Genomic DNA, 23,791 nt, shown 5'->3' with positions numbered 1-23,791 from the left:
TTTGTTTTTGGTGGGAATAATGAAAGCAATTAAAATAAAAGGAAAAGTCGTTAAAAAAAGTGGATTTTTATCATCGAAGCCATAAGAATTTAAAATTATGATAGGGCTTCTTATGAAGCTCCTATAGTTAGTGGAAAAGTGAAGAACGCGAAGGAGTTACATTAATAATCCTCAGTTATTTTACTAAAAGCTCCCGTGAACCCAAAAAGAAAAACGTCCCCACATCTTGCAGAAACCATAATAAACATTTACTTTTCTGCCGAGATTATTAAGAGCATGGGTCTATGAAGTTCTTCTTTCATTTCGGGAATACTCTTTAACATTTCTTCGGAAGGAATTGGTCTCTGGAAGTAGGAGAAAACCTCATCGTTTTCACACCAGAGAAACCGGGAACCTACATGTGCAGCTGCTGGATGGGAATGATCCGCGGTGTGATCATTGTGAAAGAAGCATAGGAGGAAGTAAAGGCTCCATAAAAGAAATCATCTGTATCCAATGGGGGTAGCTGGTTTTTAAAAAAATTAAAAAATCAAGTTGACAGTCACCATACTACGTGTTACAGCATACCCTGTAGTAAGTAACACTGGATACCAACAGCACTGAATAGTGAAGTTGCAAAAATATTTTTAAGAAAAAGTTGACACCTCTGCTACTCAGTGTTACAGTTTAGAAGTAATAAGTAATACTAAATAGCGTGATTTCCCAATAGCTATTCAGTAAAAATTTCCCTCAATACTAAGTATATAAGTCACAAAATAGAGGAGGCTCTGAACATGGAAAATTTAACTGAAATGCTGAAGGGTTCACTGGAAGGCTGCGTGCTGGAAATCATCAGCCGCCATGAAACATATGGCTATGAGATTACCCGACGCCTGAACGAGCTTGGGTTTACTGAAGTCGTAGAAGGGACGGTCTACACCATCCTCGTGCGATTAGAAAAGAAAAAACTGGTGAACATAGAGAAGAAACCGTCAGATATGGGGCCGCCCCGCAAGTTTTACTCACTTAATGAGGCTGGCCGCCAGGAACTTGAATTATTTTGGGAAAAATGGGATTTTGTATCGTCGAAAATCAACGTCTTAAAGTCAATCTAGCTTCATAAGATATTCCGTACGATATTTTGGAGTGACTTGTTCAGCTTTATAAAAAAGGAGGAAAAATAACATGATGGAATTGTTCAAAAAAATGATTGGTGATAAAAAAGAGTATAAAATGATGATGGCACGGGTTGAAGCCCTGCCAGAGGACTACCAGTTTGTATTTAAGAAAATTCAAAACTACATGTGGAATTTCTCAGCAGGCAACGGGATGGATATGCTGCACATGCAGTATGAATTAATCGAGTTGTTCGAAGCCGGTGCGGCGGAAGGCAGACAAGTGCTGGAAATCACTGGGGACGACGTGGCGTCCTTTGCCGACGAACTAGTGGCAAACGCTAAAACCTATGTCGCCAAGTATCGTGAAGATTTGAATCAAAGTATCATGAAGCGATTGGGAAAAAATAAATTCAATAGATAATACTGACTGAATAGCTGGTTACAAATGTGAATTGCCACCTTCGCTATTCAGTTATATTTTCACCTCGGTAATAAGTAATACTGATTATCAGTCAGACTAAATAGAAGAGTATAGGCAATCTAGCTCCGCAAGGCGCTCGACCGGATAATTATGGATCTCGCAAGCGGCCTTGCTGCGCTATTTATAAGGAGGAAAAAAGTATGAGCAATGCAGCGATTTCTGTAAAAGGGTTAAAAAAATCCTTTAAAGACAAGGAGGTCTTAAAGGGGGTGGATTTTGAGGTGCGGCGTGGCGAAATTTTCGCACTGCTGGGCTCAAATGGAGCGGGCAAGACGACGACGGTCAACATCCTCTCGACACTGATGAAGGCCGATGGCGGCGAAGTAGGTATTTGCGGCTTTGACGTCCAGCGTCAACCTGATCATGTTCGCCAGAGCATCAGCCTGACAGGGCAGTTCGCAGCTTTAGACGGCATGCTCACCGGGCGGGAAAACCTGATGATGATCGCCAAGTTGCGGGGAGTTTCCAATCCCGCTCAAGTCGCTGACAATCTGCTTGCAAGATTCAGCCTGACCGATGCGGCCAACCGCCGGGCGGACAAATATTCCGGCGGGATGAAGCGCCGGCTTGACATCGCCATGAGCCTGATCGGGACGCCAGCAGTCATTTTTCTCGACGAACCGACGACAGGGCTTGACCCCGAAGCGCGGATTGAAGTCTGGAATACCGTCAAGGAGCTTGCCGGCGGCGGCACAACCATCTTGCTGACGACCCAGTACCTGGAGGAAGCCGAACAACTGGCGGACCGTATCGCCATCCTGAATGGCGGAAAAATCATATCGACCGGTACCCTTACCGAACTTAAGGAGATGTTCCCGCCAGCGAAAGTGGAGTACATCGAGAAGCAGCCGACATTGGAGGAAATTTTCCTCGCAATCATCGGCAAAAAGGAGGAGATGTAAATGAAAAGCAAAACAGGGGTACTACTAGGGCGTTTAATGCGCAACATCATGCGCAGCCCGGATACAATTATCACGGTGGCGATTACGCCGATTATGATGCTGCTGCTGTTTGTCTACGTATTTGGCGGCGCCATAGAGACAGGCACGGACAACTACGTCAATTATTTATTGCCGGGAATCTTGCTGATGGCTATCGCATCCGGTGTCGCTTACACTTCCGTGCGGCTGTTTACGGATGTAAAGAGCGGGCTGATGGCGCGTTTCATTACCATGCCCATCAAGCGCTCGTCGGTATTGTGGGCTCACGTGTTGACCTCGCTTGTTTCCAATGCGCTTACTGTCGTGGTGGTTATCCTCGTCGCGCTCTTGATGGGCTTTCGTTCCAACGCTGATATCCTGGATTGGCTCGCGGTAGCTGGGATACTCGGGCTGTTTACGCTGGCGCTGACATGGCTGGCTGTCATTCCCGGATTGACAGCGGGGTCTATGGAAGGGGCGACAGCCTACTCATACCCGCTGATTTTCCTGCCGTTTATCAGTTCGGCCTTTGTCCCCACCGAAACCATGCCTAAAATTGTCCGTGCGTTCGCTGAGAACCAGCCCGTGACTTCAATCGTGAATGCGATTCGTGCCCTCTTGTATGAAGGGTCTGTTGGCAAAGATATCTGGATCGCGCTTGCCTGGTGCGTCGGCATCATGGTCATCGCTTACTTCTTCGCCAGTAAACAATTTAAACGCCAGTTAGGGTAAGTACACCATTATGGGATTAGCCATATCAATAGTCAGCCGCTGAGATGAATGCATTTGCAATCACATGGAAGGCTGTTTAAATGCCGGGGCAACCATCGATGAAATCATTGAAACCCTAAAAATTGGTGTGATTGGTGGCGGTTCGATCACTTATCCCAACGCGAGGTTTGCCATGCATGCTTTAGAAGAATTCACAGCGGGTAGTGCTCTTTCGCAGGAGGAGAAATTAAAAGAAGAAAGTGCATAGATATAATTGACTGTAAAAGTGTAGATTCCGAGGCAAAATCGCTTTGGTAAATAATGTGATTAACTTAAGGAACTATGGATTACATTTCAGTTGGAATGTAATTCATAGTTTTTTTTCGATTGAAGGAAAAAATTTTAAGGTAGCACGAAAAGAGAGAATTTTTCTCCCTTAAATCGGATTTCGAATCCTTCCAAGTCCTCTGAATGAGGACTTTTTGCCTCACAGTTTGTGTCAACTCTGCGATAAGTCTTATAGCAAATCATGTTTGAGGTAAAACTATAATCGAAATACCTAAATGGACGGGGGTTAATTTGCGTACAAGTGGCAAGCCCGCTTAGTAATATCGACTAGATCACTGTAGTGGATACAGGTGGAAGCGGTGTGAATGGCGGAGCTAATAAAGTGACTGGGTATGCAACGGATTTAATGGCATCTTCGGGAATTGATGTCAAAGACTTGCTTGAGAATTTCTCAGGAAAGTGAAATTTACCATTTACCACCATCAGCCAGGAGAATATCGAAGCGAACATGAATATGGCAGCAGGCAAGGAAGAGTAACAGGGGAAATTTTAAGGAGGTAAGAGCTACTTGTATGCTCTTACCTTTTTTTGAATCGTTTTCGTTAAAAAAAGTCTGCCCTAATATAATTAATAAATATGTTCGTCATATTTCTGTGAACTCTATGGAATATTCATATTCGAAGGTTACCAAATTTAACAGTTTTCAGTTTTAGGTTTAGCTTTTTTTTCCACTGGTATTGCTTATCTTCTTTATTTTTATCTTAAAAAAATGTGGGTCCAACCAGGATAGTAAGCGTTACTTTATTAGTTCCTATATTTGGAATGATTTTTGGGGGGGTATTTTTAAATGAACACACTAAAATAAGTACTTATCTAGGATTAGCAATAATTATGACAAGTATATTTTTTGTGTTAGGTGTTACGACACTTATGTGTGCACCAATGGGACCAATTCGTGAAAGCGATGGCGGCAGAGACTTTATTAGAAATTTGTTTAAAGAAGCAACAAATATTATGAGAGCGTGTAATCTCTTACGAAGTTAGTGGGGGAAGCTCACTCATATAGACAACTCCTTCAGAATGTAATTACATAGATTTTATTTAGGCCCAACAACCGTTCTGATCATATTCTAAACAAAAGAGGTTCAAGGACAATCGATCCGGTCCTGAGGTATGGGTTCTATACCAGGTAGCGGACGATAAAAGTACAAATCTTAATCAGGTAAATCAGTGGCTAACGAAAGTACCGTATAGTCCAAATGATGATTTGAATAAAAATGGGAAATTTAATTCTTTCTGGACTAGAAAATCTATAAGGGAGTCTGCCGACAAAACGGGGATATAATACGTTAAGTAATTTTCAGTCTAAAAGTCGATTCACTTAATATTCATTTTTTTATCATGGATTTTACCATTTCCGAGCCTATTCTGATTTTCCTAAAATATTCTAATGTTCAAACTTTCACAAATTGTTCACAACAACAATGAAAACGCTTACGATTTTCGTTATATAATATACATATCTTAACTGATTTCATAGTATTGCACCAATTATCATACAATTTTTAATAAATATTTGAATAGACAGAAAGGAGATAATCAGATGATCTTGAAATCGTTGAAAAAAAAGGGCATAACGACCATCATTTATTATAAAGAAGGAGTATTAAAAACATGTAAGGGTCAATTGCATAAACTTAACCTCAATGAACAAACCCTTTCCTTAAAGGATGAAAATCAAAAGATTTTCTCTATTCGTTTATCTCGTATTATGGAAATATACTAACTTAATTACTTTCATTTAACTAATTAAAGTTACAATATATTTATTAATCCCGAATCTTTAGTATATTACTAGAGGTTCTTTTTTCATATATGGAAAGCTAAAGGGTCGTTTAGCATTCCTGTAGTTAGTAATAAAGGAAACTGCCTCGATAATGCCTGTGTAGAATCGTTCTTTTCACATTTTAAAACAGAAATGTTGTATCAAATTGATTGTAAAACAGAGGAAGAGTTAATACAAGCTATAGAAACATATATGTATCATTACTATTATAAGTGATTCCAAAAACGACTAAACCACCGTGCTCCAGTAGAATACCGAATCACGGTGGCTGCATAGTCTTTTTTAGCACTGTCTACTTGACAGAGGTAAGTTCTCTACCTTGGCCAGAGGTGCGGTCTTTTCTGGGTATTAAACCCTCACGCTGATGATTCATGTTCCATCTTGCTAGATCGCCAAAAAAAGCTGGTTAAATGAACATAGACAAACCAACAGAACCGTCTGTCCTGGTGGTTGTTTAGTTGCCTTTACTCCTCTTCATAGAGCGTAAGAAAGGAATCCGGCTCGGCACTTCCCTCTGCGATCGCGTTTACCCTGTCGACGAACTCCGGTCGAATCAGATGACGCAACGGCTGGTCTACTTGATTCAATTGTTTGAATGCCTCCCTAGCCAACTCATCCCATTCCTTGTAGCGATACAGATAATCATCCGGCATCACTACGGTGCTAGAAGTCCCTTCCTCCGGTTCACACTCAAAAGGTTCGTCTAACCCGAGCGTAGCATAGTCGCATGTGATTTGCTCTCCGGGAAGAATATCCCTCGACGCCAATTCAATCTCATAGACCGTCGATACCACATTTGGACTGAAGCTATGATTCATGTATCTGGCATGATCCCAGCACAGCACGTAGTTATCGTCATCGTTGAGGTAGGCATATTTATAGACGATTTCCCTTCGCACGAGATCAAGCGATTCAATTTCATCTTCCTCGAGAATGATGTCCAAATCATCCAATGCCCAGATGATCGTTCCTTTGGGGATCATTTTTGTGGCAAAAACACCCACACCAATCTTTTCATTGACAAACCGAATCTCGGTATCTGGATGTATCATCGATTCTGTTCACCCTTTCTCAAAACTTACTATTACTATATACAGCAGTTTCGTTTAAGTGACCGGTCGTTCGCGTATTTTATCCAAGTTCAATCAGCGGAATGTCCCCCTGGAAAACGAGAAAGCTCTTTTATTTTTGTTCCACAATCGGGAGCTTTTTTACATTCAAAAATCATCCTGCCATAAACGATATCTTTTGAATGCCGAATACACCTTCAAAATATGTTTCTTCAATGGTATAACCCCTTTCTATTTAACTACTGCCACCTTAGTTGAAAAAGCACTTATTCTAAATCTCATATTATTAATTCTAACATCTCTCTTATTCATAGACAGAAGCACATACGTAGCGATCATTAGAATCATATATTGTTTAAGAAATCATTGCACATGTTTCACGTGCAGCATTAATTGGCGAAAGGAGTGATGAAATGTTAAATGGGACAAGTTCATTGTCCATTTCTATATTAGGCAGCAGTGGAGGTGTTGCAAAAGCGGTATTGGCCATTCTAAATCAATCCGCCCAAGATAAAAATGACCCTATGTACTCCATCATTAGCACTTCCCAGCTTCACCTAATTGATGTTAAACAAAAGGATAAAGAGTATTACGACCAATTATTCCCTAACCTTGCCGATAAAATAAAAATTTACCAGCTTGACCTCACAGTTTTAAGTCACTTTCAGAAACATTTAAAAAAGACAAAAACGAAAGTAGTCATTGATGTTTCATGGGCCGATACAATTGAGATGATGAAATGCTGTAACGAATTAGATGTTTTTTACGTCAATTCTGCCCTCGAGAATACCGAGGTTGATGAGGACGAAAGTCTATATGGTTTCCCATTGACAGAGCGATATATTAGATTTGAAGATAGCAAAAAAAATCTTACCAATATAAAGGCGATTGTTGGCTCGGGGATGAATCCTGGTGTAGTGCAATGGATGGCCATAAAACTCATAAACGAAAATCCGGATCAAAAACCATTAGCCTGCTACATTGTGGAGCATGACGATTCCTTTTTTAAAGACAAAACGTTAATCAAACCTAACACACTCTATACTTCTTGGTCGGTCGAATGCTTCCTGGATGAAGCGATATTAAGCTACCCTATGTTTGTCCATCATCATTTGCCACAATATTTTTATGAAGAAGTTTATGCAATGGAGTATAAAGTAAGGTTAGGGCAAAAAGAGTTTTATGGTTGTCTAATGCCACATGAAGAAGTGATTACATTAGGTAAATTATTTGATATGCAATTGGGGTTTATTTATCGTGTTAATGAATATACAACGGAATCAATCCGAAATAATTTGGCTAATGTAGACGTTCTCTGGGATTGGAATCAACAATTGCTTGATCCAGATGTAGGTGAAATTGAAGGTGAAGACCTAGTTGGTGTCCTATTAGTTTACGAGGATAGCGAAAAGTATATATATAATGTGATGAAAAGTAGTGAAATATATCCGAAATTCAAAACAAACGCCACGTACTTCCAAGTTGCTTGTGGCATTTATGCTGCTATGGCCAGCATAATCCTGGATGACCTTTCTTTATGTATCCATTATGTTGATGAGCTTTTGCTAAACACCAAGAGCAAGTACGGAGGGTATTTAACCTACCATATGACTGACTTTGTCACAGGAGAAAATAAAGGCTCCGATGGATTATTGCATCAAAGACTTAAATGGATTGAATAGGCTGATTGATAAGCAGAGACATTGCATTCATTTGTTTTCTAAAGCATCCTAATAAGTTGATGCACTGCTAGTTAATTTGTTATTGACGTCCCTCTTTCATTTACAAAATCTATTTAGTTAGGAGATTAGAATGGGAAAAGCACTTATTATTGTTTGTGGTGGGGTAGCTTCAGTAGCCATTCATAAATGTTGCCCATGATTGAAATCGTTCACATGAAGGGTCATTTAACTAACAGGTGCAATATTCGTCAGAAAAGAGGAATACACGGAGCAGCATTCTTTAATGAGTTATTCCGTAATAGGGCGCTTTTGTTGAATAACGAAATTCTCATTTTATTGTAGTTAAATCTTAATGTTGTTGTAGTAAATAAGGTCATATGTTGTACAAAATAGGATAGATAAAGCTGATAAAGTTCTGACTTTATCTATCCTTTTATTTTACCTTATATAATGTGTGACATTATATATTACTTCCTTTTTATCAAGTCATTTCATCATAACCTTGACTTATAATAAAATTTATATGCTCTTATCTTTTTTTTGAATAGTGCTCGTTTAAAGGCAGGATCAGTTTATCTGGCCTTTATACTTAACATATATGTTCGTCATACTCGGTTTTCAAGTAATTTATCATCTTTTGTTTTTGCTGGGAATAATGAAAGCAATTAAAATAAAAGGAAAAGTCGTCAAAAAAGAGAGGATTTTTATCATCGAATCCATAAGAATTTAAAAAATCCGAGATTATTTTTTCTTGATCGACTAAGTCGAACAAGCCGGATACATAAAAATGATAACTGAATTTATCATATAAAAAAAGGTATCCTGTATCATCAAAAATATTTTTCACTGTAAGACCATCCAATTCTAACTCACTCCTTCCTTACCAATATACCTTTTTATCGATAAAATTATTCAGTGCTCATCTTTCGGGGAATATTATTATATTTAATGCAGCGTGTTTTTTATACCTTCAATGTATTAAAGGTATGAAATAAAGGCAGGTAGAAGAATCGGGAACGAAAAAAGCACATCCAATAAGGATGTGCTTTCATAAAAGTATTATTTGTACATTTCAGCTACTTGCTTTTGCAATTCGCTATTTTCAAGGTACTCATCATAACTCATTTGCTTATCGACTGTACCTTTTGGTGTAAGTTCAATGATACGGTTCGCTATAGTTTGGATGAACTGATGATCATGAGAAGAGAAGATCATCGATCCTTTAAAGCTGATCAAACCGTTGTTCAATGCCGTAATCGACTCTAAGTCCAGATGGTTAGTAGGTTCATCAAGCATCAGGACGTTCGAACCGCTTAACATCATTTTGGAAAGCATACAGCGGACTTTTTCGCCCCCTGAAAGTACGCTTGCCTTTTTCGTTACTTCATCGCCAGAGAATAACATTCTGCCCAAGAAACCACGCAGGAAGCTTTCGCTCTGGTCATTAGGAGAATATTGACGGAGCCAATCGACAAGATTTAAATCGACACCTTCAAAGAATTCAGCATTATCCTTAGGGAAGTATGCCTGAGAGGTGGTAACGCCCCATTTGAATGAACCGCTATCCGGTTCAATTTCACCTGCCAAGATTTTGAATAATGTTGTTTTAGCAATCTCATCTTTTCCGACAAATGCAATCTTGTCGCCTTTATTCATCGTGAAGCTGACGTTATTCAATATTTTTACGCCATCAATCGTTTTAGAAATTCCATCTACACGAAGAAGGTCGTTCCCGATTTCACGATCAGGAGTAAAGCCGACATATGGATAGCGGCGTGAAGAAGGCTCGATGTCATCCAAGCTGATTTTGTCCAATAATTTCTTACGGGATGTCGCCTGGCTCGATTTGGATGCATTGGCACTGAAACGCGCGATGAAATTTTGAAGCTCTTTAATTTTTTCTTCTTTTTTCTTATTGGCATCTTGAGTAAGTTTAAGGGCAAGCTGGCTTGATTCATACCAGAAGTCATAGTTACCGATATAAATTTTGATTTTACCGAAATCAAGATCCGCGATATGTGTACAAACTTTGTTAAGGAAGTAACGGTCATGGGAAACTACGATAACAGTGTTTTCAAAGTTGATTAAGAATTCTTCCAGCCATTTGATCGCTTTTAAGTCCAAGTGGTTGGTAGGCTCATCCAGTAAAAGGACATCCGGCTTACCGAATAGTGCCTGGGCAAGCAATACTTTAACTTTGTCGCCACCGTTCAACTCAGCCATTTTCTTTGTATGCAGGTCTTCTGCAATGCCAAGGCCTTTTAAGAGGATTGAAGCTTCAGGTTCAGCTTCCCATCCGTTTAATTCGGCAAATTCACCTTCAAGTTCGGCAGCTTTCATTCCGTCTTCATCCGTGAAGTTTTCCTTCATATAGATGGCATCTTTTTCTTGCATGACTTCATATAATCTTTCATGTCCCATAATGACAACTTTAAGGACTTCTTCCTCTTCATAAGCGAAGTGATCTTGTTTTAGAACGGCAAGGCGTTCGCCAGGTCCCATATGAACATCACCGGATTGCGCTTCAATTTCACCTGAAAGGATTTTTAAGAAAGTGGATTTACCCGCACCATTCGCCCCAATCAGGCCATAGCAGTTACCAGGCGTGAATTTTATATTAACATCTTCAAACAGTTTACGATCGCCATAGCGTAAACCAACATTATTTACTGTAATCATTTATTTACATTCCTCCAAAATACTTTTGTTTCAACGTGTCCAACACTTTGTTTCATTAGTTATACGCTGATTCACACAAACAGCAGTTTACGATCTTGTATGTTTTAAACTGTGCATCATTTAAATTGTATCTTATTTATGCAAAAAGTTAAAGGTTCATTAGCAAAAACCAACATTTATAATCAAAAAAGAGGCTAATAAAAGTCTCTTTTTTTATATCATATCTAATAATTTTCGCTGTTTAGGTTTTCCGAATGCAGTCTTCTCTCGATCCACTCTGTTTAACTCTTCATAGAGTGTATTTATAACTTTAGTTAGTCCTTCAGTTCATCGTTCAAAATACAAGAAGGATTTGAACCGTATGATGAAATTTTAAATGTTTATTTTAAAGTTCTTGATAAGAGTAAATATATTTAACGCGAGGAACTCATCAATCATAAAAGCACTCAGCCTAAATGGTCGAGTGCTTTTTGTGTCTTATTTAATACTTCTTTATTTTTATTAATGAAAACTTTATTTCTTAATATCATTTCTTTATTATTAAGCTCATCATTTAGTTCGGTAGTATTGTTCAGTTTCTCTAGAAGTGAGACTATTGATGGCATTGCTAATAATTCATGGAAAGCTATGTTTGTTTTAGTAGATAAGATTTTTAGCTCAGTAAGTTGACGAGGAGATAAAAAAGACTCAAATGGTTGCCTTTCATTTATTTCCATGATTGTACCCTCCATATGATGTGAATAATTAAATTGTAATTTAATTATAAAATAGATAAGTTCAATAAATGTATTAATCATGTAAAGATTTGATGAATTGCAGAATAAAGGAGGGAATTGAGTAATCGGGTGCTTTAAATGGAAAATGTATAAATTCTTACTCATAGAAACCCTCCGTCCATAACCATTACATCTATTGAACATTAAAAAACCAGGATAAGGGACACTTTTTTATGTGTGTTCGTTATCCGGGGTATAGTTTAACTTAAAGTGTTTTTTTATGAATATTCTCGAAAATACAGCAGATAGTACTAAGGTATCTAATTTTAAAGGAGTGACTAACATGAAATACACATTTTTAACAAGCGCCTTGATTGCTCTATTCCTTACCGGCTGTGGGACAAGTGATGATAATGATAATGGAAAAAATGTAGGAATGAATACTCGAAGCGATAAAAATAATGCCAATACCTTGAATGTAAATGACAGAAACGGCGACAACGATTACAATGCAAGGCAATTAAGCAATGATGACAATGATAATAAAATGCGCGTGGCTGATGAAGTAGCAGATCAGCTAGAGGATTTGAAGGATGTAGAGGGCGCCTCTGTCATAATTACAGATAATAACGCATACGTTGCAGTGAATCTGACAAATGACAAGAACCTGACAAATGACTTAGAAAAGAAAATTGTTGATCAAGTAAAAAAACAGGATGAAGGTACAGACAATGTTTATGTCTCTGCAAATCCAGACTTTGTTAAAAGTATGAAAGGATATGTCAACGATATTCAAAATGGAAAGCCGATTAGCGGAATATTTGATGAGTTTGGTGATATGGCACAAAGAATGTTCCCGGATGCCAAATAGAAGAAGTTTAAATTAGAGAGTTTAAGCGTGATGTTTAGGCTCTCTAAACCAACATTCTGAGGTTATCACTGAACTGGGATCTAGTATGGTTGAGTAGTGTTTTCTCCAAAGAAAAAAGGCAGTCAAGATGACTACCTAATATTCAATATTATTTTTTCCATAATGCTTTTAACGGACTATGTTCAGCATGTAAATCTGCAACGTCATCATGATTGAGGGTCACATAGCGTTTTGTTTGTTCGATGTTCATGTGACCTAATATCGCCTGTAAACTGAATAAATCGCCGCCATTTTTTAAATAGAGTTTTGCACATGTATGTCTAAAAGTATGGGGGCTACAACGAATTCCTTCAACCTTAGCTCGTTTCCCATATTTTTCAATTAGTTGATATAAACCACGATTAGTGAGTTGGTTACCAGCAATATTAATAAATAGTTGCGAGTATTTGCTTTCACCACGGACAGTAAGCCATCTTCGTATAGCATTTTTAGTCCGATGAGTAATCGGTACTTTTCTCATATGGTATGTTTTTGTATGGCGAACCATAATATAATTTTGCTCAAACACCACATCAAAGACGTTTAAATTTAATATTTCATTTTGACGCAGACCACATTCAAGTAACACAAGGCAAATAGCCGTATCTCGAACGCCTATCCAAGTATTATTTTCTATCTCATTCTCATTGAACAATTACGGCGCTTTACGCCATCACCAGCATTAATTGGTACTTTTTTATTGTCATAAAGCCATTTGAGTACTGTTTTAAATGCTCTTAAACGAATGTTAATACTAGAAGGAGACAACTCTTTTTTGTTTTTCATGTAGAGAATTAAATCGGTGATGTGTTCACTAGTTAATTGATCTGGTGAGATATCTAGTTCTTGTTCTTCCCAGTAACGAAATATCATGCGAGTTTCTTTAACGTAATAGAAAGAAGTTGATTCTCGTAAACCTCTTATCTCGCAATCCTTTAAGAACATTTCCATAGCACTTGTCCAATCGGTAACGTAATGTACCTTTTTATCTACTGAATTAAGCTTTTGTTGTTCATCCTTAGTTAAAAAACGAGTCCTTTTCATAATATTTACGCTCCCTATATAGTTTACGACACACCGTAAACAAGAGCGTAAACTGCACAGCGTAGAATCAGCGTTTTACTCCAATATTAACATCTTCAAACAGTTTACGATCGCCATAGCGTAAACCAACATTATTTACTGTAATCATTTATTTACATTCCTCCAAAATACTTTTGTTTCAACGTGTCCAACACTTTGTTTCATTAGTTATACGCTGATTCACACAAACAGCAGTTTATGTTCAATAATTTTTTAAATGCCGTTCGTTAAATTGTATCTTATTTCTTATGTTTCTTATGAAAATTAAAGGCAGATTAGCAAAAACAAACGTTTATAAGCAAAAATTACACAAGGATTTAATTTTGTTTTTAAAATGTCGCGTATAAAGTATGTTTTATTTTTTCACAGAAGAAATTTATAGGCATAAAGACTCATTACTTTTCAACCTTTTAATTGGTAATATAGGTAACTGTAACTAACAAGACAGGAGGATCATAAATGAGTGATTCAGTAGGTTTTTGGAAACGTTTTTTTGCAGGATTATTGGATGGCATAATAGTATCTTTACCATTAGCGATAATTTTCGGGTTGATTACTGGAGATTGGGAAAATGAAAACTATTCAACGTTCTTCGACTTTCTTTACATGCTGCTTGTCCCGATATTATGGTATGGCTATACAGTAGGTAAACGGATTATGGGAATACGCATAGTAAGGATGGACGGCAAAAAATTAGGAATAGGCACAATGCTATTGAGGTATTTAGTTGCTGCTTTGGTTTATGCCATTACATTGGGGATAGCGTTTATTGTTAGTGCATTCATGGTCGGCCTAAGGAAAGACCATAGAGCGATACATGATTTCATAGCTGGTACATACGTGACATCAAATAAACCATGATTCATTGATGAGAGTTTAATAGCTGTTTCAGACTTTAGGCAAACTTGGAGAATCAAGTTTATCTAAAGTTTTTTGAGGGTTTGTAAAAATCTAATGTTGATTGGAACGGAGGGCACTCGCTTGGACGCGCTAATCTAAGCAAGAGTCTCGCACACCCGTTCCAATCAACTTTGTTTAACATTTAGATAGCACTCTTTTTGAAAAGCAGTTAATAGCTGCTTTTTTTTATGCGTAATTACACATTCTAACCGATATGATTTTTTCATGAACCGTACATGGTATCTTCATCATAGGGAATTTTTTGCAGAATACTTTATTGGGGCTATTTTAAGAAATATTACATTGGAAACCACGATAGAATATTTTATCCATTAAAACAGTGGCAGTTAGGAACCAAAAAGCACTTCACCTTATGGTCAAGTGCTTTGGTTATTCAAAACCTCTTTATTTTGATTGATAATGATTTTATTTCTTAAAATCATTTCCTTATTATTAAGTCCAACATTCAGTTCTTTGGTATTATTCACCTTTTCCAGCAGTGACACTACAGATATTTCTAATATTTCGGAGATAGGCATATTTGTTTTGGATGATAAAATTTCAAGTTCATGGATTAATTTAGGGGATAGCATTGGTTGTCTTTCATTTATTTCCATGACAGTACCCACTTTCTTAAAAAAATTATTTAATTGTAATTTAAGTATATAATGTGAGTTTCCAATAAAATATTAAATTAGCGTTATTTATGTTAAGAGATGATGACAATTGTAGAAGAAAGGTATAATCGAGCACTTTACCCTAATGGAGGTGCTGATCATTACCAGTGAATCATGATGAGCGACCGAATAAAGGTATCCCAATCCATCATACCTTTCATGATGATGCCTAACGCCCGGACTCAGCTATAGTAATTCCCCGCCCATATTTATATTTCTATGATGTCCGCCCCTTTTACCGGGGCCATCTTTATTTGATCGTATTCCTTTTTAGGGCGGATGGCTTTCATGGATAAGAAAAAGCCAAATAAAGCCCGCATCACAGACATAATTACACTTATGATCAATCCCAATAGCACTAAAATACCTGAAATGCAGCCTTTCCCAATATATAAATAATATAACAAGTAAGACGGAAGGTATGGTAGCCCCTAAGTAATGCAATATCAGGCTTCGTCTACTTACTAACAACGGAAACTTCTGTGCAGTCGTATAGGAGGTTTGAAGGAAGAGCAGGGTAGGGTTCATTCGTTCAATGGTGCTTGATGGGTTTGACATCTTTTTGATATACAATCAATTCATTGCATATCATGATGTATAAAGAGGATAGTATGATTGTCATTAACATAATTGCATCGGATAATGTGATATCCATATGATGAAATAGAAATAAACTTCCTACTCCCAGAATGGTAAAAAAAGTATTCAATGATTTTCCTCCTGAAGGCATTTTGGAAGCTCCTTCATAAGTCAACATATTATAGCAAAATCCAATCTGGAATATTTAGTGTATTCTTCAAATTATATGAAATATCATGAAAGGTAAATTTCAACTATATAATTCTATGTCTCTAGATTTGTCAACCATTGGCTTTTCTGATAGTATAAATGTCCATTTCGTCTTAGCATCGGCATTGTAATGAGTTTGATAACTAAATAAGGAAGGGGAAGTGGTTTCATTGGGTAATCACCCTGATTTTGAACAGGAACGGCAGCGGCTGGATTTTACGAAACGTTATATCGATGTAGTCATCAAAACATCAGAAACAAGCAAGGATCAATTTCAGCGGAATATGCAAGAAGCTTTTGGCGATGCCGATTGGTCTGAATCAGGCTTATATTCACAGTTGCTGACGACGGCCAACTTTTTTGAGATGTCCAAAACCGAACTTGAAAGTTTACGCAAAGCAAGTAAAAAGCCCTACTTTGCAAGAGTGGACTTTGAAAGGAATGACGGTGATAGAGGCGAAGTCCTTTATTTCGGGAAAACATCGCTTTATCAGAGGGAAAGCCAGGAACAGATCATCGTCGATTGGCGATCCCCGATTGCAAACCTCTATTATGAGGGACGGATTGGTGAAATAGAATATGAAGCGGAAGGAGAGACATTCAGCGGGAACATCACTTTAAAAAGACAGCTAATGATCGAAGAAGGTGTCTTGGAGGAGATAAGGGACGTTGATTTGACAACAACGGATGAATTATTGCAGGAATCCCTTTCCAAAAGTTCCAGCAATCGATTGACAGATATCATTACCACGATCCAGGAAGAACAAAATAAAATCATTCGTGCAGATTTGAATAAACCTATCATTGTCCAAGGCGTAGCGGGCAGTGGTAAAACTACAATTGCTTTACATAGGATCTCTTATTTCATTTATCACTATAAAGACTTGTTCGATCCGCGACAATTAATGATTCTTGCTCCGAGCCGGGTTTTCATTGACTACATATCTGAAGCTTTACCTGAATTGGGTGTCGAAAAGGTTAAACAATTCACATTTTCCGAATATGTTCAGGCAGCGATTGGAAAGCAAGTGAAGCTTGTAGCGGATGATAAATTAACTCGATTGCTGGAAAAGGATGATGAAGAAATTAAATCGGCCGTCTGGATATCAGGTCTGAAGGGCTCCCCTGTCTTTAAATATATATTGGACGAATATGTAAAGGATATTTTCAGGGGTTTTCATCCGAATGCTGATTTTTATTGTGATAAATATCGCCTATATTCCAAAAAGAAGTTCATTAGATTATTGGAAGAGGATTATTGGTATTTACCGTTATACAGCAGGCTGGACAAACTGAAGGCCATTTTACAAAATGAAGTGAAATTGAAAAAGAAAATAATGCTTGAACGTGTTGTTGACCTTTATGATGCCAAAATTGAAAAAGCTCTCTATAAAAATATTGATCCAGTCATTCGTAAGGATTTTGTTACAAAATGCCTCGATAAAAAGGAGGAAAGGATAGGTCAGATCCAAAAGGCAATCCGTACTTCCGTAAAAGGGTATTTTAAGCAATTCAAAAGTAAATGTCTCCTGGATTACTATCAGGAGTTATACGAAGATCCAGAGCGTCTTGCCTCTTACAGCAACGGTAAACTTACTGTTGAAGATGCCAGTGTATTATGTGAGTATAATCATAAATTATTTTCTGTTAAAAGTTACGAGATGGAGGACTTAGGAGCATTATTATATCTTCAGGAGCGGCTTTTTGGTATCGATAAAGAAAACAAAGCAAAAAATGTCGTCATTGATGAGGCACAGGATTACAGCTTCATGCAGTTACAGGCACTAAAGACGGCAGTGGATACCGATATGTTCACACTTGTAGGCGATCTTGCACAAGGCATTCATTCATACCGCGGACTTCAAACATGGGAAGAGGTTCACAGTCGTATTTTCCCTCGGGCGACGTATACCGAATTACAAAAAAGCTACAGAACAACTGTTGAAATAATGAAACAAGCTAATGAAATACTTCAGTTGTTAACATATGATTTCCCGGAAGTTGAACCAGTAGTCCGTCATGGCAAAGAGCCGGAATTCATTTCCATTGAAAAGGAAGGTTGGGAAGAAGAACTTATCGAACTTATTGCAAGCCTTAAAGAAGAAGGATTTAAAACGTTTGCCGTTATTGCTAAAACGATGAAAGATTGCAAACTGGCAAACGAGAAACTAAGGGGATTCCATCAAGGCTTTCATTTAATAGATGAAGAGGGAAACATCCCTAAGGATAAAACGTTGATTGTTCCTTCTTATCAAGCGAAAGGTCTCGAATTCGATGTCGTATTTGCAATATCCCTGGAAGAAGCGTATTTCCATGGAAATGAACTTGATATCAAATTGCTGTACGTAACAATGACAAGGCCATTGCACAGGCTTTATTTTTTAGGTAATGAGAAAAATGCTTTTCTTATCGAGACATGAAAGGGTAGGGTGGAGTGTAACCACCCTCCTCTAAATACGCTTACAAATGCAAAAGGATATCCTGAATATCTTCCCACCCGAAACCGACTTCGATGAGCTCGATGCCTGCCATTTTAACGGTTTTTTCAGCTATAACTTGACCGCCAAGGGTGTTGTAAAAATCGCATGAAGGATTATCCTTTAATGCCCAGATTATTAAATTCTTATGTCCCATTTCAATAAGCTCATGTATGACAGCTTTTATCATTTTTCGGCCGAGTCCCTGTCGTTGATATTCTTTTAAAAAATAAATGGCATATACTTCACCTTGAATACGCGGATCATTCGTTTGTTCAGGCCCGCCGGCAGCGAAACCGATGATTTCCCCATTGGCGCTTTCCGCTACAAAGGTGGCATTATGCAGCATCTTTAAATTTCTTAGCCAGTTTTTCTTTTTGGCTTCCAGATTCATGGAGGACAAATATTGTTCCGGGAGGATTCCTTTATAAGTCGTTTTCCAGCTGTTAATATGTACATTTGCTATTCCATTTACATCTTCTTCTATAGCTTTCCTTATCTTCATGAAAACACCTTCTGATTTCCGTTTTTTCCTAGAATATCATGGAAAAAGTGAATAAGCATATTATTTATGTTTAAAACTGCATGAGAAAGGATAAGAAATAAAAGAGTGATTCAACCAGATGAGGGGAAGGATGAGAAAGATGAAATTGAAAGTTAGTTTTTATTTTCCGGGCGGCAAAGAACTAGAGCATGAGGTTGAGGGCGATGACTCAACTCAAATGATTTCAAATATTCAAAAGCACCGTTATTATAATTTAGTTAAAGGCGATTGCCATTATGTCGTAGATACGGAAAAAGCAGCTTATTTTTCTGTAACGGAAATATTGGATTGAGAATAAACCGCATTGGACATTTGTTCCATTGCGGTTTATTCTTTTTGTTGTAAGGAAACCGGAAAAGGAGTATCGACAATGAAAATCAATTTTACCAAAAAACAGTATGAAACATTATTCAAAATGGTTCAGTACGGATATTGGGTTGCTTCCGATACTGAAGATAATAAAGAATACAGTGAGATGGAACAGTATCTCAATTCCTTTGCCAAAGATTTCGGCATGGAAGGAGTACAGTTTGTGAAGGAATATGAAATTTTTGATTTAAGCAGGGAATTGGAGGAGCAACTTCATGAAGTCATAAATGAGTATGAAGAAGGAGTTTTCAGGGATAAGCTTGCTTACCATTTGGCTAGAAAAGAGTTTGCCGAGGAGTCGGAAAAACATGAATACGATCAGGAGGAAGCGTTTAAACGTATCATGGAGCTCGAAGAAAAATATCATCTTCATATTGAAGAACATGGATTAGTGAAATTGAAAATAGATGAATAAATAGAGAGAGGACTTAATTTGTCCTCTCTTTTCTCATTCTGAGAAGTCATGATTTCCGTGTTCATCACGAATGTCTTCAACCACTTCGCAAAGGTTTTATACACCAGGATTATGGCCTAATTTTTCAACTGAGTATTGGTAAAATGCAATTAAGTCATTTTGTGACGCAAAACCTGCTTGTGCAGTCTGTTCGTTCCCTCCGCCTTTCCCATTATACGAAGCGAGTTCAGCCCTGAAATATTGTCCGCAATGAAAGGGGAAGGCCCCACTGTGCGAAAGGATGACCTTTTGCTCCTTACGTGATGCTAATAATACGGTAACCTTTTCCTTTTTTACAATCGTATTTGCAAGGTAAAGCAGTTCTTTCATTGAGCTATCTTCGAAAATATGAGAGATGAATCCCCCTGCATTTTCTGCAAGCAGAGAGTCAGCAAGAAAATTTGCATTTTCAAGTTTTAAGTTTTCATTTGCCGATAGTAGCTGCTTATAGTCATTCTCCAGTTTCTCCACCCTATTCAGAATCTCTGTACGTCCGGTATTGAACTTATTCGATAATGCTGAAAGAATTCCTAGACTTTCGGAATAATCGTTCAATGCCCTGAAGCCGCACTTAAAATAGAGACGGGTATGTTCTTTCTGCTTTTCCGTTTTGAAAATTTTTATTAAGCCAATCTCACCAGTACGCCCTACATGAGTTCCACCGCAAGGGTTATATTCAATCCCTTCAATCTCAACAATACGGATATTCTCTGAAACTTTAGGCATTTTGACGACAGGAAGTGTCTGTAATTGCTCGTTTGTCACGTAATAGATAAGTATTTCGCGATTCTCGATGATATATTGATTAACTAGCTTTTCAGCAGCAACCGTATGTACTTCAGTCCATTGAAATCCTGACATTATATCGATCGTTAAATATTCTTTTCCAAGGTGAAAGCTGACCGTATTAGAGTCGAACAGTTCCCTGCAGACAGCAGAGAGTAAATGCTGGCCGCTATGCTGTTGCATATGATCGAAGCGGCGGGACCAATCAAGTTCACAGTGAACGATTTCTGAATCTGGCCTTCTCTCCGTCTTATGCAGAATCTTTCCATCATTGCCTTTTTTAACGTCAAGAACGGTGATTCCTTCTATTAAACCAGTATCTGCAGGCTGACCTCCCCCTTCGGGATAAAAAGCGGTTTCTTCAAGAGTGATGTAGTAATAGCCATCTTCTTCAAAGCTCTCCTGAATTTTGGTATCCCATTGGGAAGTTTTTGTGGATGTGTAATACAATTTTTTTGTCATGAATGTTTTCTTTTTCCTTTCTGTTGATCATTAAATTATATCATCGAAATACCTGAGTATGAAATTGCAGGTTTAGAAGATAAGTCAGGTAAATAATTAAACTTTATGACAAATTTTAAATAAATTGTGCTTAGCGGAACTGCTAAAATATGAATTGATGGACAATGGCTTCCACGTTAGCTATTTCAAAAGTGGTGGAAAGGCATTTCAAAAGCTGAAAACCTCACCTCCGGATGCCATTGTACTGGATATCCTTCTTGAAGGGAGAGATGGACGGCTTGACGTTCCTGAGGGAATTAAAATTGTATCGACCGCACTTGACGAATGGGAGAAGGGAATTTCCTTGGGAGCAAAGGGTTATTTAGTTAAACCGTATTAACCGAGCCAATTATCCAAAGTGATCATGCATACCTTGTTAAGTAATGGTAAACAAGGGCAGATTCTGATCCCACAGGCATTCCATGAAGAAAACAAGGATTAAAAATAAAAAACCGTAATAGGTATACAGAACAACAAAAAAATGATAAATTCAAATATGTTGGAAAAATAAATAATTGGGTACAATTGTAGGTAAAGGTAAGTTACAGGAGGATTTTTATACATGCAAAAAATTCAGGCCGGCATGGCTGTAGAGTTAGAAGTGGAACGTAAGGCTGATTTCGGATGGTTTTTAACGGATGGTTCAGAAGATGTCTTACTTCATCATAATGAAATGAGTGAAGGAACGGAACTTGAGCTTGGCGATGAAGTAACTGTGTTCATCTACCATGACAAACAAGCAAGGCTAACAGCGACAATGAAGATACCTGAAATTCAGATTGATCGATATGGCTGGGCGGAAGTTGTCAATGTGAAAAGGAAACTGGGTGTTTTTGTGGACATAGGTCTTTCCAAAGATATTCTTGTATCCCTGGACGACCTTCCGAATATTGATCGTTTATGGCCTGAGGTTGGTGATCGTCTATATGTATCCCTGAAGACAGATCGTCATGATCGTCTGTTTGGTAAACTTGCAACGGAAGATGTAATTCAGGAGATTGCAGTGACAGCTCCTTTAAAAGGAGTCCGAAACACCAGTATTAAGGGAAATGTCTATCGTTTGCTAATGGTTGGGTCTTTCTTTATTTCACAAGAAGGATACCGCTGTTTCATTCACGAAAGTGAACGCAAGGAAGAGCCCCGTCTTGGTGAATTAGTTGAAGGACGTGTCATTGATAGTAAAGAAGATGGAACGCTTAACGTTTCTTTAATCCCCTTTAAACAAGATTTAATGGGGGAAGATGCTGATGTCATTTTCACTTATTTAATGAATCGCGGCGGTGCAATGCCTTATGGCGACAAAACGCCACCTGATGATATTAAGTTTCACTTCGGTTTAAGTAAGGGAGCGTTCAAGCGTGCTCTTGGTAAACTGATGAAGGAAGAAAAGATTTACCAGGAAGATGGATGGACATATTCTTCAGACCGTAAATGAAAAAGGCAGCGGATTTTCTCCGCTGCTTTTTTTATGTGAATTTCATTAAAAAAACTTCTTTTTACCTTTTTCTTCTTTTAAAATCTCCACAGCTTCCCTGAACCTCATCGAATGGATAATTTCCCTCTCACGCAAAAACCTGAGTGAATCATTGATATCAGGATCATCCGAGATGTCGATCAACCACTGATAGGTTGCTCTGGCCTTCTCTTCAGCGGCGATGTCTTCATATAAATCTGCAATGGGATCGCCTTTGGCTTGGATATATGTGGCAGTGAATGGATTTCCTGCTGCGTCATGATAAAAAAGGGCACTATCATGATTAGCATAATGGTCACCTAGGCCAGCTGCAGCCATCTGCTGAGGGGTGGCGTCTTTTGTAAGCTTATAAATCATCGTGGCGATCATTTCCAGATGGGCGAATTCTTCCGTTCCGATATCCGTAAGCAGGCCAATCACTTTATCGGGAATTGTATATCGTTGATTTAAGTATCGGAGTGCTGCAGCCAACTCGCCATCAGCCCCCCCGTATTGTTCTATTAAATATTTTGCCAATCGGGGATTACAGTCTCTTACTTTAACTGGATATTGCAGCTTCTTTTCATAAACCCACATAGAAATCTCTCCTTATACCTGCCATGGCCAAGGGCCTTGGCCCCATTCCCAGTTATTTTCACCGCCTGAATTGTTTCCAAAACCCAATAATGGACCATATTTAGGCTCAAAAACCGATTTCAATTGTTTGGAGTATTCATGAAATTGATTGAATTGCTGTAATGCTTGCTGATCATTAGGATGTGTATCCAAATAAAGAGTCAACTCGACAAGTACGAAATCCGCAGCCTGGATTTGCTCAAGCAACTGATAATATTCATCATCCAGTTTCTTATTCATTTATGTCTCCCTTTCCCGATATGGATTATCATAAAAATCATAAAAGAATTTCCAAAGTGTCCCGTATTTCAAAGCTTCCTCCGGTGTGAACTGCTCCAAATTCGGCGGTTGGAAATTAATATACAAATTAGGAGGTGTCCTGTAGTACTTTCTCCCAATAGGCGGGCACGGATCGAATTTACTATGGAAAGGCTTATATGACTTAACTAAGGTAAAAGTCTTTTCGCGAGTCACAAAAATACCTCCTTTGTAAAGATATAGCCTTTAATTTTTATGTCTGGGTAATGCATAATATGACTCATCTGGTCTCGGAAGGAAATTTTATGGGAAATGATGTTTTTTCAGAATATTATAAATTATTGTTATAGTCCCGTTATCTTACTGTGATGTTTGTCATCTATTCTTTATCTGTTTGTTCTTTGTATAGAAAAAAACTATGTTAAGATTTAACTCGTAGCTTATAAAGCAGCTCACAAGGAGGT

The 23,791-nt window shown here is 38.0% G+C and carries 27 protein-coding genes and 3 pseudogenes; 18 read left to right on the top strand and 12 right to left on the bottom strand.

From position 1 onward, the window contains the following. Positions 1-773: 773 nt before the first annotated feature. The 10 genes and pseudogenes from FNK51_RS13935 (at position 774) to FNK51_RS27540 (ending at position 5,559) form a co-directional block, all read left to right on the top strand. Entirely contained in the window at positions 774-1,094 is a 321-nt protein-coding gene (locus FNK51_RS13935) for a PadR family transcriptional regulator (RefSeq protein ID WP_033796096.1), read from the top strand. Positions 1,095-1,164: 70 nt separating this feature from the next. Beyond that, on the top strand, positions 1,165-1,518 hold the full coding sequence (locus tag FNK51_RS13930) for a DUF1048 domain-containing protein (RefSeq protein WP_098369394.1): 354 nt from the start codon (positions 1,165-1,167) through the stop codon (positions 1,516-1,518). Between the two features lie 200 nt (positions 1,519-1,718). Beyond that, a complete protein-coding gene (locus FNK51_RS13925) occupies positions 1,719-2,480 on the top strand; it encodes an ABC transporter ATP-binding protein (RefSeq protein ID WP_141993732.1) in 762 nt (253 codons plus the stop codon). Then, a complete protein-coding gene (locus tag FNK51_RS13920; RefSeq protein ID WP_141993731.1) occupies positions 2,481-3,230 on the top strand; it encodes an ABC transporter permease in 750 nt (249 codons plus the stop codon). Positions 3,231-3,282: 52 nt separating this feature from the next. Next, complete coding sequence (locus FNK51_RS13915; protein WP_339202406.1) at positions 3,283-3,477, top strand: carboxymuconolactone decarboxylase family protein; 195 nt, start codon at positions 3,283-3,285, stop codon at positions 3,475-3,477. 318 nt (positions 3,478-3,795) lie between these two features. Beyond that, positions 3,796-3,960, top strand: a pseudogene (locus FNK51_RS13910) (flotillin family protein); the annotation flags it as partial. A gap of 308 nt (positions 3,961-4,268) precedes the next feature. Further along, positions 4,269-4,400: pseudogene (locus tag FNK51_RS27770) on the top strand (EamA/RhaT family transporter); the annotation flags it as partial. Between the two features lie 12 nt (positions 4,401-4,412). Continuing rightward, positions 4,413-4,520: pseudogene (locus FNK51_RS27235) on the top strand (oxidoreductase); the annotation flags it as partial. 580 nt (positions 4,521-5,100) lie between these two features. After that, positions 5,101-5,283 carry a YolD-like family protein gene (locus tag FNK51_RS13900; protein ID WP_034307388.1) on the top strand — a complete coding sequence of 61 codons (183 nt, stop codon included), beginning with the start codon at positions 5,101-5,103 and terminating at the stop codon, positions 5,281-5,283. Positions 5,284-5,370: 87 nt separating this feature from the next. After that, positions 5,371-5,559, top strand: coding sequence for an IS3 family transposase (locus FNK51_RS27540; RefSeq protein ID WP_141993742.1), 189 nt, complete (start codon positions 5,371-5,373; stop codon positions 5,557-5,559). A gap of 248 nt (positions 5,560-5,807) precedes the next feature. Here FNK51_RS27540 and FNK51_RS13890 read toward each other — a convergent pair whose 3' ends face one another. Continuing rightward, on the bottom strand, positions 5,808-6,395 hold the full coding sequence (locus FNK51_RS13890; RefSeq protein WP_141993730.1) for an SET domain-containing protein: 588 nt from the start codon (positions 6,393-6,395) through the stop codon (positions 5,808-5,810). A gap of 431 nt (positions 6,396-6,826) precedes the next feature. Here FNK51_RS13890 and FNK51_RS13885 point away from each other — a divergent pair, with 431 nt between their 5' ends. Next, positions 6,827-8,095 carry a saccharopine dehydrogenase NADP-binding domain-containing protein gene (locus FNK51_RS13885; RefSeq protein WP_141993729.1) on the top strand — a complete coding sequence of 423 codons (1,269 nt, stop codon included), beginning with the start codon at positions 6,827-6,829 and terminating at the stop codon, positions 8,093-8,095. Between the two features lie 1,059 nt (positions 8,096-9,154). Here FNK51_RS13885 and FNK51_RS13880 read toward each other — a convergent pair. Together FNK51_RS13880 and FNK51_RS13875 are read right to left on the bottom strand one after the other, a co-directional pair. Next, entirely contained in the window at positions 9,155-10,774 is a 1,620-nt protein-coding gene (locus FNK51_RS13880; protein WP_141993728.1) for an ABC-F family ATP-binding cassette domain-containing protein, read from the bottom strand. 446 nt (positions 10,775-11,220) lie between these two features. Continuing rightward, positions 11,221-11,490, bottom strand: coding sequence for a hypothetical protein (locus FNK51_RS13875; RefSeq protein ID WP_076369090.1), 270 nt, complete (start codon positions 11,488-11,490; stop codon positions 11,221-11,223). 343 nt (positions 11,491-11,833) lie between these two features. On the opposite strand from FNK51_RS13875, the gene FNK51_RS13870 reads away from it, so the two are divergent. Then, a complete protein-coding gene (locus FNK51_RS13870) occupies positions 11,834-12,361 on the top strand; it encodes a YhcN/YlaJ family sporulation lipoprotein (protein WP_098369402.1) in 528 nt (175 codons plus the stop codon). Between the two features lie 148 nt (positions 12,362-12,509). Here the strand turns inward: FNK51_RS13870 and FNK51_RS13865 are convergent, their stop codons facing one another. Together FNK51_RS13865 and FNK51_RS13860 are read right to left on the bottom strand one after the other, a co-directional pair. Beyond that, a complete protein-coding gene (locus tag FNK51_RS13865) occupies positions 12,510-13,055 on the bottom strand; it encodes a tyrosine-type recombinase/integrase (RefSeq protein ID WP_098369403.1) in 546 nt (181 codons plus the stop codon). Beyond that, on the bottom strand, positions 13,034-13,444 hold the full coding sequence (locus FNK51_RS13860; protein ID WP_141993727.1) for a phage integrase N-terminal SAM-like domain-containing protein: 411 nt from the start codon (positions 13,442-13,444) through the stop codon (positions 13,034-13,036). The genes FNK51_RS13865 and FNK51_RS13860 overlap by 22 nt, the downstream gene beginning before the upstream one ends. 498 nt (positions 13,445-13,942) lie before the next feature. Between FNK51_RS13860 and FNK51_RS13855 the strand changes: the two genes are divergently transcribed. Beyond that, positions 13,943-14,344, top strand: coding sequence for an RDD family protein (locus FNK51_RS13855; protein ID WP_098369405.1), 402 nt, complete (start codon positions 13,943-13,945; stop codon positions 14,342-14,344). Between the two features lie 416 nt (positions 14,345-14,760). Here the strand turns inward: FNK51_RS13855 and FNK51_RS13850 are convergent, their stop codons facing one another. After that, positions 14,761-15,000, bottom strand: coding sequence for a hypothetical protein (locus FNK51_RS13850; protein WP_141993726.1), 240 nt, complete (start codon positions 14,998-15,000; stop codon positions 14,761-14,763). 592 nt (positions 15,001-15,592) lie between these two features. After that, a complete protein-coding gene (locus tag FNK51_RS26595; protein ID WP_181762261.1) occupies positions 15,593-15,769 on the bottom strand; it encodes a hypothetical protein in 177 nt (58 codons plus the stop codon). A gap of 241 nt (positions 15,770-16,010) precedes the next feature. Here FNK51_RS26595 and FNK51_RS13845 point away from each other — a divergent pair, with 241 nt between their 5' ends. Further along, positions 16,011-18,269 carry a HelD family protein gene (locus FNK51_RS13845; protein ID WP_141993725.1) on the top strand — a complete coding sequence of 753 codons (2,259 nt, stop codon included), beginning with the start codon at positions 16,011-16,013 and terminating at the stop codon, positions 18,267-18,269. A gap of 40 nt (positions 18,270-18,309) precedes the next feature. Here the strand turns inward: FNK51_RS13845 and FNK51_RS13840 are convergent, their stop codons facing one another. Continuing rightward, the gene (locus FNK51_RS13840; protein WP_098369410.1) at positions 18,310-18,831 is read right to left on the bottom strand and encodes a GNAT family N-acetyltransferase; all 522 of its coding nucleotides are present in this window, start codon (positions 18,829-18,831) and stop codon (positions 18,310-18,312) included. A 139-nt stretch (positions 18,832-18,970) separates the two neighbouring features. Between FNK51_RS13840 and FNK51_RS13835 the strand changes: the two genes are divergently transcribed. Beyond that, entirely contained in the window at positions 18,971-19,162 is a 192-nt protein-coding gene (locus FNK51_RS13835; protein ID WP_098369411.1) for a hypothetical protein, read from the top strand. A 78-nt stretch (positions 19,163-19,240) separates the two neighbouring features. Then, positions 19,241-19,654 (top strand): hypothetical protein, encoded by a 414-nt coding sequence (locus FNK51_RS13830; protein ID WP_141993724.1) that lies wholly within the window; start codon positions 19,241-19,243, stop codon positions 19,652-19,654. Positions 19,655-19,750: 96 nt separating this feature from the next. On the opposite strand, the gene FNK51_RS13825 is transcribed toward FNK51_RS13830, so the two are convergent. Continuing rightward, entirely contained in the window at positions 19,751-20,941 is a 1,191-nt protein-coding gene (locus FNK51_RS13825) for an alanyl-tRNA editing protein (RefSeq protein WP_141993723.1), read from the bottom strand. Positions 20,942-21,098: 157 nt separating this feature from the next. Between FNK51_RS13825 and FNK51_RS13820 the strand changes: the two genes are divergently transcribed. Both FNK51_RS13820 and FNK51_RS13815 read left to right on the top strand, forming a co-directional pair. Next, positions 21,099-21,320 (top strand): response regulator transcription factor, encoded by a 222-nt coding sequence (locus FNK51_RS13820; RefSeq protein WP_141993722.1) that lies wholly within the window; start codon positions 21,099-21,101, stop codon positions 21,318-21,320. Positions 21,321-21,542: 222 nt separating this feature from the next. Continuing rightward, on the top strand, positions 21,543-22,415 hold the full coding sequence (locus FNK51_RS13815) for a CvfB family protein (RefSeq protein WP_098369415.1): 873 nt from the start codon (positions 21,543-21,545) through the stop codon (positions 22,413-22,415). A 45-nt stretch (positions 22,416-22,460) separates the two neighbouring features. Here the strand turns inward: FNK51_RS13815 and cotJC are convergent, their stop codons facing one another. The 3 genes from cotJC to FNK51_RS13800 are packed head-to-tail and all read right to left on the bottom strand — an operon-like array spanning position 22,461 to position 23,543. Then, entirely contained in the window at positions 22,461-23,030 is a 570-nt protein-coding gene (gene cotJC / locus FNK51_RS13810) for a spore coat protein CotJC (RefSeq protein WP_034307306.1), read from the bottom strand. 12 nt (positions 23,031-23,042) lie between these two features. Then, positions 23,043-23,309 carry a spore coat protein CotJB gene (locus FNK51_RS13805; RefSeq protein ID WP_141993721.1) on the bottom strand — a complete coding sequence of 89 codons (267 nt, stop codon included), beginning with the start codon at positions 23,307-23,309 and terminating at the stop codon, positions 23,043-23,045. After that, positions 23,310-23,543, bottom strand: coding sequence for a spore coat associated protein CotJA (locus FNK51_RS13800; RefSeq protein WP_063234475.1), 234 nt, complete (start codon positions 23,541-23,543; stop codon positions 23,310-23,312). It abuts the gene before it with no gap. Between the last annotated feature and the right edge of the window lie 248 nt (positions 23,544-23,791).

The sequence above is a fragment of the Bacillus sp. B4EP4a genome (assembly GCF_006680105.1).
Taxonomy (GTDB): domain Bacteria; phylum Bacillota; class Bacilli; order Bacillales; family DSM-1321; genus Peribacillus; species Peribacillus simplex_E.
The sequence above is the reverse complement of the archived record's forward strand: the minus strand, read 5'-3'. Positions and strand labels throughout refer to the sequence as shown.

Bases quoted from the DNA above. Each gene is read 5' to 3' on its own strand.
- FNK51_RS13890 (WP_141993730.1), bottom strand. From the start codon at position 6,395: ATGATACATCCAGATACCGAGATTCGGTTTGTCAATGAAAAGATTGGT.
- FNK51_RS13870 (WP_098369402.1), top strand. From the start codon at position 11,834: ATGAAATACACATTTTTAACAAGCGCCTTGATTGCTCTATTCCTTACC.
- FNK51_RS13830 (WP_141993724.1), top strand. From the start codon at position 19,241: ATGAAAATCAATTTTACCAAAAAACAGTATGAAACATTATTCAAAATG.
- FNK51_RS13805 (WP_141993721.1), bottom strand. From the start codon at position 23,309: ATGAATAAGAAACTGGATGATGAATATTATCAGTTGCTTGAGCAAATC.
- FNK51_RS13840 (WP_098369410.1), bottom strand. From the start codon at position 18,831: ATGAAGATAAGGAAAGCTATAGAAGAAGATGTAAATGGAATAGCAAAT.
- FNK51_RS13930 (WP_098369394.1), top strand. From the start codon at position 1,165: ATGATGGAATTGTTCAAAAAAATGATTGGTGATAAAAAAGAGTATAAA.
- FNK51_RS13935 (WP_033796096.1), top strand. From the start codon at position 774: ATGGAAAATTTAACTGAAATGCTGAAGGGTTCACTGGAAGGCTGCGTG.
- FNK51_RS13850 (WP_141993726.1), bottom strand. From the start codon at position 15,000: ATGGAAATAAATGAAAGACAACCAATGCTATCCCCTAAATTAATCCAT.
- FNK51_RS13820 (WP_141993722.1), top strand. From the start codon at position 21,099: ATGGACAATGGCTTCCACGTTAGCTATTTCAAAAGTGGTGGAAAGGCA.
- FNK51_RS13885 (WP_141993729.1), top strand. From the start codon at position 6,827: ATGTTAAATGGGACAAGTTCATTGTCCATTTCTATATTAGGCAGCAGT.
- FNK51_RS13825 (WP_141993723.1), bottom strand. From the start codon at position 20,941: ATGACAAAAAAATTGTATTACACATCCACAAAAACTTCCCAATGGGAT.
- FNK51_RS13855 (WP_098369405.1), top strand. From the start codon at position 13,943: ATGAGTGATTCAGTAGGTTTTTGGAAACGTTTTTTTGCAGGATTATTG.
- FNK51_RS13860 (WP_141993727.1), bottom strand. From the start codon at position 13,444: ATGAAAAGGACTCGTTTTTTAACTAAGGATGAACAACAAAAGCTTAAT.
- FNK51_RS13920 (WP_141993731.1), top strand. From the start codon at position 2,481: ATGAAAAGCAAAACAGGGGTACTACTAGGGCGTTTAATGCGCAACATC.
- FNK51_RS13880 (WP_141993728.1), bottom strand. From the start codon at position 10,774: ATGATTACAGTAAATAATGTTGGTTTACGCTATGGCGATCGTAAACTG.
- FNK51_RS13875 (WP_076369090.1), bottom strand. From the start codon at position 11,490: ATGGAAATAAATGAAAGGCAACCATTTGAGTCTTTTTTATCTCCTCGT.
- FNK51_RS13900 (WP_034307388.1), top strand. From the start codon at position 5,101: ATGATCTTGAAATCGTTGAAAAAAAAGGGCATAACGACCATCATTTAT.
- FNK51_RS13835 (WP_098369411.1), top strand. From the start codon at position 18,971: ATGAAATTGAAAGTTAGTTTTTATTTTCCGGGCGGCAAAGAACTAGAG.
- FNK51_RS13925 (WP_141993732.1), top strand. From the start codon at position 1,719: ATGAGCAATGCAGCGATTTCTGTAAAAGGGTTAAAAAAATCCTTTAAA.
- cotJC (WP_034307306.1), bottom strand. From the start codon at position 23,030: ATGTGGGTTTATGAAAAGAAGCTGCAATATCCAGTTAAAGTAAGAGAC.
- FNK51_RS13815 (WP_098369415.1), top strand. From the start codon at position 21,543: ATGCAAAAAATTCAGGCCGGCATGGCTGTAGAGTTAGAAGTGGAACGT.